The organism is Leifsonia sp. 115AMFTsu3.1 (genome assembly GCF_004362795.1).
In the GTDB taxonomy this organism is placed as follows: Bacteria; Actinomycetota; Actinomycetes; order Actinomycetales; family Microbacteriaceae; genus Leifsonia.
Genome location: NZ_SNYB01000002.1, coordinates 1,128,081 through 1,140,596 on the forward strand (window position 1 = coordinate 1,128,081; position 12,516 = coordinate 1,140,596).

At 67.9% G+C, this 12,516-nt stretch carries 11 protein-coding genes; 9 read left to right on the top strand and 2 right to left on the bottom strand.

Features of this window, described 5'->3' with window-relative positions:
• Entirely contained in the window at positions 1-612 is a 612-nt protein-coding gene (locus AXZ95_RS16525; protein WP_018191685.1) for a TetR/AcrR family transcriptional regulator, read from the top strand.
• 9 nt (positions 613-621) lie between these two features.
• Positions 622-1,602 (top strand): aldo/keto reductase, encoded by a 981-nt coding sequence (locus AXZ95_RS16530; protein ID WP_018191684.1) that lies wholly within the window; start codon positions 622-624, stop codon positions 1,600-1,602.
• Between the two features lie 112 nt (positions 1,603-1,714).
• Here AXZ95_RS16530 and AXZ95_RS16535 read toward each other — a convergent pair whose 3' ends face one another.
• Positions 1,715-2,602 carry a hypothetical protein gene (locus AXZ95_RS16535; protein WP_018191683.1) on the bottom strand — a complete coding sequence of 296 codons (888 nt, stop codon included), beginning with the start codon at positions 2,600-2,602 and terminating at the stop codon, positions 1,715-1,717.
• A 140-nt stretch (positions 2,603-2,742) separates the two neighbouring features.
• Positions 2,743-3,954 (bottom strand): MFS transporter, encoded by a 1,212-nt coding sequence (locus AXZ95_RS16540; protein ID WP_018191682.1) that lies wholly within the window; start codon positions 3,952-3,954, stop codon positions 2,743-2,745.
• A gap of 263 nt (positions 3,955-4,217) precedes the next feature.
• Here AXZ95_RS16540 and AXZ95_RS16545 point away from each other — a divergent pair, with 263 nt between their 5' ends.
• The 7 genes from AXZ95_RS16545 (at position 4,218) to AXZ95_RS16580 (ending at position 12,455) form a co-directional block, all read left to right on the top strand.
• Positions 4,218-6,716: a ribonucleoside-diphosphate reductase subunit alpha gene (locus AXZ95_RS16545; RefSeq protein WP_026307251.1), complete on the top strand. Its 2,499-nt coding sequence runs from the start codon at positions 4,218-4,220 to the stop codon at positions 6,714-6,716.
• Between the two features lie 112 nt (positions 6,717-6,828).
• Positions 6,829-7,818, top strand: coding sequence for a ribonucleotide-diphosphate reductase subunit beta (locus tag AXZ95_RS16555; RefSeq protein ID WP_018191680.1), 990 nt, complete (start codon positions 6,829-6,831; stop codon positions 7,816-7,818).
• Between the two features lies 1 nt (position 7,819).
• Positions 7,820-8,704 carry a sulfurtransferase gene (locus tag AXZ95_RS16560; RefSeq protein WP_018191679.1) on the top strand — a complete coding sequence of 295 codons (885 nt, stop codon included), beginning with the start codon at positions 7,820-7,822 and terminating at the stop codon, positions 8,702-8,704.
• A 238-nt stretch (positions 8,705-8,942) separates the two neighbouring features.
• Positions 8,943-9,842: an ABC transporter substrate-binding protein gene (locus tag AXZ95_RS16565; RefSeq protein ID WP_026307250.1), complete on the top strand. Its 900-nt coding sequence runs from the start codon at positions 8,943-8,945 to the stop codon at positions 9,840-9,842.
• Positions 9,843-9,847: 5 nt separating this feature from the next.
• Positions 9,848-10,831 carry an amino acid ABC transporter permease gene (locus AXZ95_RS16570; RefSeq protein WP_018191677.1) on the top strand — a complete coding sequence of 328 codons (984 nt, stop codon included), beginning with the start codon at positions 9,848-9,850 and terminating at the stop codon, positions 10,829-10,831.
• Entirely contained in the window at positions 10,828-11,601 is a 774-nt protein-coding gene (locus AXZ95_RS16575) for an amino acid ABC transporter ATP-binding protein (protein WP_018191676.1), read from the top strand. Before AXZ95_RS16570 ends, AXZ95_RS16575 begins: the two co-directional genes overlap by 4 nt.
• An 83-nt stretch (positions 11,602-11,684) precedes the next feature.
• The gene (locus AXZ95_RS16580; RefSeq protein ID WP_043742476.1) at positions 11,685-12,455 is read left to right on the top strand and encodes an SDR family oxidoreductase; all 771 of its coding nucleotides are present in this window, start codon (positions 11,685-11,687) and stop codon (positions 12,453-12,455) included.
• The last annotated feature ends 61 nt before the right edge of the window (positions 12,456-12,516 follow it).

Sequence of the window (12,516 nt, forward strand, 5' to 3'; positions counted from 1 at the left end):
GTGGATGCACGCCAGCAGAAAACGCTCGCCCGGCTCAGCGCCACCATCCTCGACCTCGCCAGTCGCGGGCCGGTGAGCGAGGTCACGGTGTCGGCGCTCGCCGCGGCGGCCGGCGTCCACCGCTCGACGGTGTACGAGTACGCGCCGTCACCCGCCGCCCTGCTGGAGAGCGTGCTGCGGTCGGAGCTGGATGCGCTCCGCACCGAGTACCTCGTCGACGTCGAACCGTCGGATGCCGGAGCCGCCGTCGTCGGCGTCACCCGCGCGGTGCTGCGGCACGTTGACGACCACGACATCATCTACCGGCGCGGGCTGGGGACCGAGAGCGGCGCGGCGAGTCTGCACGCCATGCTCAGCGAGCACTTCCAGGCGTCCATCGAACTGCTCCTCGACCAGCACAGCCTCGTCGTCCCGGCGGACGACGACGGGGAACGCCGAGCGATCGCGCGCTACCTCGCCGACGGCACCATCGGGGCGATCGACGTCTGGCTCACGCGCCCGCGGCCGCGCGACGTGGATGCGTTCCTCGCTCTCGTCGGGCGGCTCACGCCCGCATGGTGGCCGGGAAGCGGTGGATCGCAACCCCCGGACACCGCATCCCGCCCGGCATAGGCTGAGGGCATGGAACAGCGCATCCTCGGCGGAACAGGACGGGAGGTGTCGGTCGTCGGACTCGGCACCTGGCAGCTCGGAGCGGACTGGGGAGACGTGTCGGAAGACGACGCCCTCGGTGTGCTCGAAGCGGCGGCGGAATCCGGCGTCACCTTCTTCGACACCGCCGACGTCTACGGCGACGGCCGCAGCGAGCAGATCATCGGGCGGTTCGTGACCGAGCACCCAGAACTGCCGCTCACCGTCGCGACCAAGATGGGGCGGCGCGAAGCGCAGGATCCGGCCAACTTCACCCTGCCGAAGTTCCGCGAGTGGACGGACCGCTCGCGCCGCAACCTCGGCGTCGACCGGCTGGACCTGGTGCAGCTGCACTGCCCTCCCACTCCCGTCTTCTCGACGGACGCGGTGTACGACGCGCTCGACACGCTGGTGGAGGAGGGCGCCATCGAGAACTACGGCGTCAGCGTGGAGACCGTGGACGAGGCGCTGGCGGCGATCGCGCGGCCCGGCACGGCGACGGTGCAGATCATCCTGAACGCCTTCCGCCTCAAGCCGCTCGACCGGGTGCTCCCGGCGGCGCGCGAGGCCGGCGTCGGCATCATCGCGCGGGTGCCGCTGGCCTCCGGGCTGCTGAGCGGCCGGTACAGCGAGCAGACGACGTTCGCGGCGGACGACCACCGCACCTACAACCGCCACGGCGAGGCGTTCGACGTGGGCGAGACCTTCTCGGGCGTGGACTTCGAGGAGGGCGTGAAGGCCGCGCGCGAGTTCGCGGAGTTGGTGCCCGAGGGCGCGACGCCCGCGCAGGCGGCCATCGCGTGGATCATCGCGCAGGAGGGCGTCACCACCGTCATCCCCGGCGCCCGCTCGCCCGAGCAGGCGCGCGCGAACGCGGCCGCGGCCGACGTGCGCCTCCCTTCCGGCTTCGACGAGGCCGTGCACCGCATCTACGACACCCACTTCCGCGCCTCCGTCCACCCCCGCTGGTAGCTCCGCCTCCCCTCCGCTCCGCCCCCTCGCCCCCGGGCCCCCTCCGCCGAGGTGCACGTTGTGGCGGCTATTCCGACGGAATTGCGACCACGACGTGCACCTCGACGATCATTCACCGGGTGCGGAGCAGGTGACGGACCCGCGAAGCTAGGGTGTGCGGCTCGCGGAGGTCCGCCGCGGTCACCCGCACCATGCGCCAACCCAGGTCTTCTACGCGTTCCCGGCGGCCGATGTCCTTCATCCAGGTCGCCCGATCCACGCGGTGGACATCGCCCTCGTACTCGAGCGCGATTCGGGATGCCGGGTAGGCCAGATCTGCACGAGCGACGAAGCGGCCGTCGTCGTCGCAGATATCGACGTTGAGGAGTGGCTCGGGCAAGCCGGCCTCGTGCAACGCGAGGCGCAAACGCGTCTCGCCCGGCGACTCGGAGCCGACGCGAATCTTCTCGAAGGCCGATCGCGCGCGGGCGATGCCTCGCCGACCCGACGCGGCAGTGATCGCTGCGCGCAGGGCGTTCTTGTCGGTCAGTGGATGACGTCCGCCGATCAAGAAGTCGCCGGCGACGACGAGGGCGGACACCGACAGAAGGGAAGCGAGGTCGATCCAGGTCTGCTCCGGTGTCGTGACGGGCAAGCCTCCGACCACGCGCACATCCCAGCGGCGCAGCTTGTGTCCGATGAACCCGTGAATCGACGGCGGTCGTCCGGGGTCGGGCACACTGACATGGATGCCTGGCGGGAGTTCCGCCGGTACGGGGATGTCGTACAGCCGGGCTGCCGTCGTGTGGCTGAACGCGAAATCCCGGTTGCGGTGCAGAGCGTATGCGCGTAGGCGGGCTTCGAGACCGTCCGCACAGAGGGGGATGCGGACCCCGCGAATCGGCGTGATGAGGTCGCCGGCGCGCATCCGGGAGCGGGTCACCCCCGTCTCAGCACCCGCTCGCGTGGTGAAGGGGCCGTCGGTGAGCGCGTCGTCCAGTTCGGCGAGATGTCGTCCCATCTGCACATCGTCTCGGCTGCCGCCCCGTGCATCCGGTTATCCACAGCCCCGGCTTTGTCGAGGTGCACGTTGTGGTCGCTAAAACGGTGAAATTGCCGCCACTACGTGCACTTCGGCGAAAGGGAGGTGGGGGTAGGGGGTTAGGAGGGTTGGACGGGGACGGGCTCCGTGTCGGGGATGGGGGAGGCGTCGCGACCGCGCAGGTCGGGGTGGATGCGGTGCGCCAGGGCGGGCACGACGAAGCCGACCAGGGCGAAGGCCCCCGCCACCCAGAAGGCGCCGACCGCACCGACGCCGTCGATGAGGAAGCCCGCGACCGCGGAACCGAGGGCGGCTCCGATGAGCTGGCCGGTTCCGACCCAGCCGTAGGCCTCCGCGGTGTCGGAGAACTTCACGCTCGCCGACACGATCGCGAACAGCACGGCGAGGGCGGGGGCGATGCCGAGACCGGCGATCAGGAGGGTGAGCGACAGCCCCCACCACGACCACAGCATGAACGTCGACAGCACGACGCCGACGAAGACGATGAGCATGCGCCGCGCGGTCGCCCACGGTCCGATCGGCACGTGACCGAACGCGAGGCCCCCGACCAGCGAGCCGAGCGACCAGATGGCGAGCACGATGCCCGCGAGCGGAGACCCCTCTCCGAACGTCGCGACCACTCCGGCCTCGACCGCCGAACAGGAGCCGATGAGCAGGAAGCCGACGACCGTCGCGAGCAGCACGGGCGGCCGCGCCAGCACCGTCCCGAACCGCCGCTTGCTGCGCGGGATGCGCACCCGGCCGACCTCGGGCGACGAGATGAACCAGCATCCGCCGGCGAGCATGATCGCGACCGACATCAGGATGCCCTCGACGGTCCCGATCTGGGTCGAGACGAAGGTGATGGCGACCGGGCCGGCGATCCAGATGATCTCCTGCGCCGAGGCGTCGAGCGAGAACAGCGGGGTCAGCTGCCGCGAGTTGACCATCTTCGGATAGATCGTGCGGACGGCCGGCTGGATGGGCGGCATGCTGAGGCCGGCGAAGAACGCAACGCCCATGGTCAGGGGGATGGGCATGACGAAGAGGCCGATCGCGGCGACCGCCACCGAGCACAGCGCGAGGGTCGTCCAGAGCACGACGCGCATGCCCAGGACGCCCATCAGCCGGCTGGTCATCGGCCCGGCGATGGCCTGTCCGATGCTCATCGCGCCGAGCACCAGACCCGCGGCGCCGTACGAGTCGTGGACGCGCTCGATGTGCAGCAGGAAGGCGAGCGACAGCATGCCGAACGGGAAGCGTGCGGTGAGCTGAGCCGCGATGATGCGGGCGACGCCCGGCGTCTTCAGAAGGCTCGTGTAGGTGCTCACAGCCATCCACACTATCGGTCGCGGAGGCGGTTCTGCGGGAGTATCCACACTGTCCATCCCCCCTTCGTGGGGTGTGGAAACTGTGCATAACTTCTCCCCATCTGTGGACGACACGCCCACTAGATGTGGGGGAGTGGAAATGTCGGACCCCCGCTATATAGTGGTCGAGCACACAGAGCCGGTCAGCCTCCCCCCGATGCGGGAAGGCACGGTTCCGCGGGGATTTCCGCCGCTCACGCGGCTTAGCGAATGAGGGAGAGACAGTGGCTATCACAGTCGTGAAGCGCAACGGCGAGCGCGAGCCGTACGACGCCAACAAGATCAACCTGGCCATCGAGAATGCGGCCCAGGGTCTTGACGAGAACATCACGTGGGTGACGCAGATCGCGAGCGAGCTCGAGCTCACGCTCTTCGACGGCATCACGACGCAGCAGCTCGATGAGGCGGTCATCCAGGTCGCCCTCCAGAACGTCAAGGACGACCCGGCGTTCGACACGGTCGCCGCGCGCCTCCTCCTCAAGACGATCTACAAGCGCGTGCTCGGCGACTACGAGAGCCACGACGAGCTCGTCGAGCTCCACACCTCCCGCTTCCGCGGCTACATCGAGCGGGGCGTCGCCGAGACGCTGCTCGACGGCCGTTTCACGACCGCGTTCGACCTCGACCGCCTGGCCGGCTACCTCGACCCCTCGCGCGACGAGCTGCTGAAGTACATCGGCGTCGTCACCCTCAACAACCGCTACGGCATCAAGGCGCGCAACGGCGACTCCCTCGAGGTGCCCCAGTTCTTCTGGATGCGCATCGCGATGGGCCTCTCCCTCAACGAGGCCGACCCCACGAGCCACGCCATCGCGTTCTACGACAAGATGTCGAAGCTCGAGTACCTGGCCGCCGGATCGACCCTGGTCAACGCCGGAACCGCCTACCCGCAGCTCTCCAACTGCTTCGTCATGGAGATGCAGGACGACATCGAGCACATCGCGAAGAGCGTCCGCGACGTCATGTGGCTCACCAAGGGCACCGGCGGCATCGGCCTCTCGGTCACCAAGCTGCGTGCGCAGGGCTCGCCCATCCGCTCCAACAACACCACCTCCACCGGTCCGATCCCGTTCATGCACACGATCGACTCGGTGCTGCGCGCGGTCAGCCGCGGCGGCAAGAAGTTCGGCGCCCTGTGCTTCTACATGGAGAACTGGCACATGGACTTCCCGGAGTTCCTCGACCTCCGTCAGAACTCCGGCGACCCGTACCGCCGCACCCGCACCGCCAACACCGCGGTGTGGATCAGCGACGAGTTCATGAAGCGCGTCCAGAACGACGAGGACTGGTACCTCTTCGACCCGCTGGAGGTCGCCGACCTCAACGAGCTGTACGGCAAGGCCTTCTCGGAGCGCTACGCGCACTACGTCGCCGAGGCCGAGGCAGGCAACCTCAAGATGTTCAAGAAGATCAGCGCTCGCGCGCAGTTCAAGGACATCCTGATGAGCCTCCAGACCACCAGCCACCCGTGGCTGACCTGGAAGGACACGATCAACAACCGTGCCCTCAACAACAACACGGGCACCATCCACCTCTCCAACCTGTGCACCGAGATCACGCTGCCGCAGGACCGCGACAACGTCTCGGTCTGCAACCTCGCGTCGATCAACCTGTCGCGTCACCTGGTCGACGGGAAGATGGACTGGGAGCGCATCGAGGCCAGCGCCCGCCAGGCGGTCCGCCAGCTCGACAACCTCATCGACATCACCGTGTCGAGCGTTCCCGAGGCCGACTTCTCGAACCAGCAGAACCGCGCGATCGGCCTCGGCGTCATGGGCTTCACCGACGTCGTCGAGAAGCTCGGCCTGAGCTACGAGAGCGAAGAGGCCTACCAGCTGATCGACGAGATCATGGAGCACGTCTCGTACGCCGCCATCGACGAGAGCGCCGACCTGGCGCAGGAGCGCGGCGCGTACCCGAACTTCGAGGGTTCCCGCTGGTCGCAGGGTCTCGTGCCTTACGACTCGATCGCCCTCACCGAGGCCGACCGCGGCGTCCCGATCACCGTGGACCGCACCATCCGCCTCGACTGGGACCGTCTCCGCGAGAAGGTCAAGGGCGGCATGCGCAACGCCACCCTCATGGCCATCGCGCCGACCGCGTCCATCGGCCTCGTCGCGGGCACCACGCCCGGCTTCGACCCGCAGTTCTCGCAGATCTTCAGCCGGTCGACCTCCTCGGGCAAGTTCCTCGAGGTCAACCGCAACCTGGTCGAGACCCTGCAGGAGCGCGGCATCTGGCAGGACGTCCGCGAGGCGATCCTGCGCTCGCAGGGCGACATCCAGAACATAGCGGAGATCCCGGACGAGGTGAAGGCCACGTTCAAGACGAGCTTCCAGCTCTCGCCGTACGCCTTCATCGAGGTCGCGGCCCGCGCCCAGAAGTGGATCGACCAGGCGATCAGCCGCAACATGTACCTCGAGACGCGCGACCTCGGCGACATGATGGACATCTACTACGCGGCCTGGGAGAAGGGCGTCAAGACGACGTACTACCTCCACATGAAGCCGCGTCACCAGGCCGAGCAGTCGACCGTCAAGGTCAACAAGGCCGAGGAGATCAGCGGAGGCCGCAAGGGCTTCGCCTCGGTCGGCGCCGGCGCTCCGGCCCCGGCTGCGGCTCCCGCCGTCACGGAGACCGCTCCGGCCTCCGCCCCCGCTCGCCGTGGCTTCGGCTTCGGCGGTCTCGGTTCCTCCACCCCGGCGGGCGGTGAGAACAAGTGAACAGCACCAAGATCGAGGAGTACTACGTGCCGGTCGACCCGATGGACGACCTGCAGTGCGAGTCCTGCCAGTAACCCGCCGACCCACCGAATAACGAAAGAGACGGAACACCATGGGGATTCTGGGAACGGGAATCGAAGAGGGCCTGCTGCTCAAGCCGGTCACGTACCAGTGGGCGATGGACCTCTACGACCAGGCCGTCGCGAACACCTGGTTCCCGAACGAGATCCAGCTCGGTGAGGACATCGCCGACTTCAAGCGGATGACCGACGAGGAGCGCCACGCGGTCACCTTCCTGATGAGCTACTTCAACCCGAACGAGTTGCTCGTCAACAAGGCCCTGGCCTTCGGTGTCTACCCCTACATCAACGCGGCCGAGGCGCACCTCTACCTCGCCAAGCAGATGTGGGAGGAGGCGAACCACTGCATGTCGTTCGAGTACGTCCTCGAGACGTTCCCGATCGACCGCGAGCAGGCCTACAACTCCCACGTCGACGTGCCGTCGATGGCGAAGAAGGAGGAGTTCGAGGTCCGCTTCATCAAGCGGATGACCGAGCAGGCGCTCGACATCACGACGACCGAGGGCAAGCAGGACTTCATCCGCAACCTGGTGGCGTACAACGTCATCCTCGAGGGGATCTGGTTCTACTCGGGCTTCATGGTGGCGCTCTCGTTCCGCCAGCGGAACCTGCTGCGCAACTTCGGTTCGCTCATCGACTGGGTGGTGCGCGACGAGTCGCTGCACCTCAAGTTCGGCATCAACCTCATCCTGACGGTGCTGGAGGAGAACCCGGACCTGCAGACGCCGGAGTTCGCCAACGAGATCCGCCAGATGATCCTGGACGCCGTGGAGATGGAGGAGCAGTACAACCGCGACCTCCTCCCCGGGGGCATCCTGGGCCTGAACGCGAACTACATCAACCAGTACGTGAAGTACCTGGCCGACCGCCGTCTGGAGGAGCTGGGCTTCGAGGCCGAGTACAAGGTCTCCAACCCGGCCAAGTGGATGGCGACCGCCAACGACACGCTGGAGCTGGTGAACTTCTTCGAGTCCACCAACACCTCCTACGAGTCGAACGCCAAGGCCTCCACCGGTCGCTGATATGGCAACGGAGACCTCTCCGCTGATCACCGCCGCCGCGCTGGACGTCGCTCTCGGGGCCGAATCCCTGTGGAGCGGCGCCGGCCGGCGGCGTTCGGCGTGGCGCGTGCTCGACGTCCGCTGGAAGCTGGGCGGACCGCCCGGCCGCGAGGAGTTCGAGCGCGGGCACATCCCCGGCGCGGTGTACGTCGACCTGGACACCGAGCTGGCCGGTCACGGCGAGCCCACGGATGGTCGCCACCCCCTTCCGTCGCCGGACGCCTTCCAGGAGGCGGCGCGACGCTGGGGCCTCGGCGACGGCGACTCCGTCGTCGTGTACGACGACGCCTCAGGAACGTCGGCCGCTCGGGCGTGGTGGCTGCTGCGCCACGCGGGCGTGCGCGACGTCCGCGTCCTCGACGGCGGGATCGCCGCCTGGCGCGACGCCGGGATGCCGCTCGAGAAGGGGCCCGGCGCTACGCCGATCCCCGGCAGCATCCACGTGCAGTTCGGCGCGCTTCCGACCCTCGACGGCGACGCGGCCGCCGCCCTCGCCGCCTCGGCGCACGCCGTGTTACTGGACGCGCGCGCGGGCGAACGCTTCCGCGGCGAGGTGGAGCCGGTCGATCCGCGACCCGGCCACATCCCGGGTGCCGTCAGCGCACCCACCACGGACAACGTCGACGCCGACGGACGGATGCTTCCCGCCGACGCGCTGGCGGAACGGTTCCGCGGCCTCGGCATCGACGCCGACACGCCCGTCGGCGTGTACTGCGGATCGGGCGTCACGGCTGCCCACGAAGCCCTCGCCATGGTCGTCGCCGGTCTTCCGCTGCCCGCTCTGTACGCGGGTTCGTACTCGGCGTGGTCGAACGACCCGGAACGGCCGGTCGTTACGGGAGCGTGACCTCCGGGCGCCACCGCGGCGTCCGGGCGCATCCCGCGCGGGTTTCGCCGTGCGTCCACGCACAATTCCACGGATTTCGCTGCCGGAATCGACGAAACCTTCCGGAAACATCCGTGAAAAACGCCGTTCCCTGCGCGAATTAGTGTTGAAGCGCGGCGACGCCGCTGGGGTATCCTCCCCTTACCCTTGCAATACGCATCAGGCACATTCCTGTACAGGAAGAAGGACAACGACAATCATGCGCATTCGTACCGTGGCTCCCATCGCCGCAATCGCCGCCGTCGCAGCGCTCGCGCTCAGCGGTTGCGTCGACAACAGCACCCCGTCCGGCAGCTCAACGACGAGCTCGGTCTCGGACGTGAAGAAGGACGACACCCTCGCCGGGCAGCTGCCCCAGAAGGTCAAGGACGCCGGCAAGCTGGTGGTCGGCATGGACAACACGTACCCGCCGAACGAGTTCAAGGACGACAACTCCCAGCCGGTCGGCTGGGAGGTCGACCTCGCCAAGGCCATCGGCGACAAGCTGGGGGTGAAGACGGAGTTCGCGATCGCGAAGTTCGACAACATCATCCCGAGCGTCGCGGGCGGCAAGGACGACTACGGAATGTCGTCGTTCACCGACACCACCGAGCGCGAGCAGCAGGTCGACTTCGTCAACTACTACTCGGCCGGCATCCTCTGGGCCGCCCAGAAGGGCAAGAACATCGACCCGGACAACGCCTGCGGCCTGAAGGTCGCCGTCCAGTCGACGACCTACGAGGACACGGACGAGGTCCCCGCCAAGTCGAAGAAGTGCACGGATGAGGGCAAGCCCGCCATCCAGGCCCTCCGCTACGACACCCAGGACGACGCGACCAACGCGGTCATCCTCGGCAAGGCCGACGCCCTCAGCGCCGACTCGCCCGTCACGCTGTACGCCATCTCCAAGTCGAACGGCAAGCTCGAGGCCGCCGGCAAGACCTTCGACGAGGCGCCGTACGGCCTCCCCGTCAAGAAGGACTCGGAGCTCACCCCCGTGCTGCAGAAGGCCGTCCAGGCCCTCATCGACGACGGCACCTACAAGAAGATCCTCGACAAGTGGGGCGTCGCCGACGGCGCCGTCGAGTCGGCCGAGGTCAACGCGGCCTCGAAGGGCTGACCTTCATGTCACAGAGCAACACCGCCCGCCCGGCGACGGGATCCGTCCCGTCGCCGGGCGGGACCCGTCCCGAGCCGATCAAGGCGATCAAGCTCCGGCACCCCTGGCGCATCGTCATCGCGGCGATCCTCATCCTCCTGCTGGTCTGGTTCATCGTGGACGCCTCTCAGCGCGAGGCCTACGGCTGGCAGTACGTCGGCAAGTACGTCTTCGACAAGCGCATCAGTGCTGCTGCGCTCGTCACCCTTCAGCTGACGATCTACTCGATGATCATCGGCGTCGTGCTCGGCCTCATCCTTGCGGTGATGCGCCTCTCGCCGAACCCGGTCGTGAAGTCGGTCGCCTGGCTGTACCTGTGGATCTTCCGCGGCACCCCGGTCTACGTGCAGCTGGTCTTCTGGGGCCTGTTCTCGCTGATCTACCCGCAGATCTTCCTGGGCGTGCCGTGGACGAACATCGGCGTGGATCTGAACCTCGGCTTCATGCAGAACGCCTTCATCATCGCCGTCATCGGCCTCGCGCTGAACGAGGCCGCGTACATGGCGGAGATCGTCCGCGCCGGCCTGCTCTCGGTCGACGAGGGCCAGGAGGAGGCGGCGACCGCGCTCGGAATGTCGTGGTGGCAGACGATGACCCGGATCGTCATCCCGCAGGCCATGCGCGTCATCATCCCGCCGACCGGCAACGAGGTGATCTCGATGCTGAAGACGACCTCGCTGGTGGCGGCGATCCCTCTGACGACCGACCTGTACGGTGTCGCGCGCGACATCTCGGCGGTCACTTACACGCCCATCCCGCTGCTCATCGTGGCGTCGCTCTGGTACCTGCTCTTCACCTCCTTGCTGATGGTGGGGCAGTACTTCTTGGAGAAGCGGTTCTCCCGCGGCGTCAACGCGCGCCGCCCGGACCGCAACGACCCGGCCCTCGCGACCGGCGCGCTCCCCGCGGCCGGCGCACCGGACGGCAACGACCTCGGAGGCAAGGGATGACCGACACGAAGACCCCCATGGTGCTGGCCGAGGGCGTCTCGAAGAGCTTCGGCTCGAACGAGGTGCTCAAGAGCATCGACCTCAAGGTGAACCCGGGCGAGGTGCTGTGCATCATCGGCCCGTCGGGCTCCGGCAAGTCCACGTTCCTCCGCTGCATCAACCATTTGGAGCGCGTTGACGCCGGCCGTCTCTCGGTTGACGGCGAGGTGGTCGGCTACCGCCAGCACGGCGACAAGCTGTACGAGCTGAAGCCGAAGGAGGCCGCCCGGCAGCGTCGCGAGATCGGGATGGTGTTCCAGCGGTTCAACCTCTTCCCGCACATGACGGCGCTGGAGAACATCATCGAGGCGCCCATTCGCGTGAAGGGCCTCTCGAAGGCGAAGGCGGTAGAGCGCGCGACCGAGCTGCTCGCCCGCGTGGGACTGAGCGACAAGGGCGACCACTACCCGTCGCAGCTGTCCGGCGGTCAGCAGCAGCGCGTCGCGATCGCGCGTGCGCTTGCGATGGACCCCAAGCTGATGCTGTTCGACGAGCCCACCTCGGCGCTCGACCCGGAGCTCGTCGGCGAAGTGCTGGATGTCATGAAGGGCTTGGCCGCGAGCGGTATGACCATGGTGGTCGTGACGCACGAGATGGGCTTCGCCCGCGAGGTCGCGGACGAGCTTGTGTTCATGGACGGCGGCGTCGTCGTCGAGTCCGGCGACCCGCGCGAAGTTCTCAGCAACCCGCAGCACCAGCGGACGCAGGCGTTCCTCTCGAAGGTGCTCTAGCCTCCCCTCCATCGGCTCCGGAGTTTTTCGGCCTCGACACGGCGTGTCGAGGCGAAAAACTCCGGAGCCGATAGCATCACGGGGTGGATGCGAAGCGGGCTGTGGTGTTCGTGACCGGTGCGAGCCGACGGGGGTCGATCGGCGATGCGATCGCCCGGAACCTCGCGTCCATCGGGTTCGATGTCGCGTTCGGGTACTGGGACGGGTACGACTCGGAGATGCCGTGGGGTGCGCATCCGACCGAGCACGAGGCGCTCGCGGAGGAGCTGCGCGGGATGGGCGCTCGCGCGTTGCCCGTGCCGGTCGACCTGGCGGACACGGAGGCTCCGGCCGCCGCGATGGCGCGGGTGCGCGACGAGCTGGGACCGGTGCAGGCGCTCGTGATGAGCCACGCGCACTCGGTCGACAGCGGCATCCTCGACACCTCGGTTGAGGCGTTCGACCGGCATTTCGCCGTGAACACGCGCGGCTCGTGGCTGCTCATCAGGGCGTTCGCCGAGCAGTTCCCGTCCGGCGCATCCGGTCTCGGGCGGATCGTCGCGCTGACCAGCGACCACACCGCGCACAACCTGCCGTACGGCGCGAGCAAGGGTGCTCTCGACCGGATCGTGAAGGCTGCCGCCGTCGAGCTTGCGCACCTCGGGATTACGGCTAACCTCATCAATCCCGGACCGATCGACACCGGGTGGATGACGCCCGAACTGGTCGAGCAGCTGACGGCGGAGACCGCGCTGGGCCGCCTGGGACGCCCGCACGACACCGCCGACCTCGTCGCCTTCCTCCTGTCCGTCAGCGGCGGCTGGATCACCGGCCAGCTCCTCCACTCCAACGGCGGCTTCCACCTCGGCGTCTGACCCCGTCCCCGTCGTCAGCCGCCCGCCGTCGAGTCCGCAAACTTTGCACGCCACACGCGGT

Coding starts and splice junctions, on each gene's coding strand:
- AXZ95_RS16530 (WP_018191684.1), top strand. CDS start 622: ATGGAACAGCGCATCCTCGGCGGAACAGGACGGGAGGTGTCGGTCGTC.
- AXZ95_RS16535 (WP_018191683.1), bottom strand. CDS start 2,602: ATGGGACGACATCTCGCCGAACTGGACGACGCGCTCACCGACGGCCCC.
- AXZ95_RS16555 (WP_018191680.1), top strand. CDS start 6,829: ATGGGGATTCTGGGAACGGGAATCGAAGAGGGCCTGCTGCTCAAGCCG.
- AXZ95_RS16560 (WP_018191679.1), top strand. CDS start 7,820: ATGGCAACGGAGACCTCTCCGCTGATCACCGCCGCCGCGCTGGACGTC.
- AXZ95_RS16565 (WP_026307250.1), top strand. CDS start 8,943: ATGCGCATTCGTACCGTGGCTCCCATCGCCGCAATCGCCGCCGTCGCA.
- AXZ95_RS16570 (WP_018191677.1), top strand. CDS start 9,848: ATGTCACAGAGCAACACCGCCCGCCCGGCGACGGGATCCGTCCCGTCG.
- AXZ95_RS16575 (WP_018191676.1), top strand. CDS start 10,828: ATGACCGACACGAAGACCCCCATGGTGCTGGCCGAGGGCGTCTCGAAG.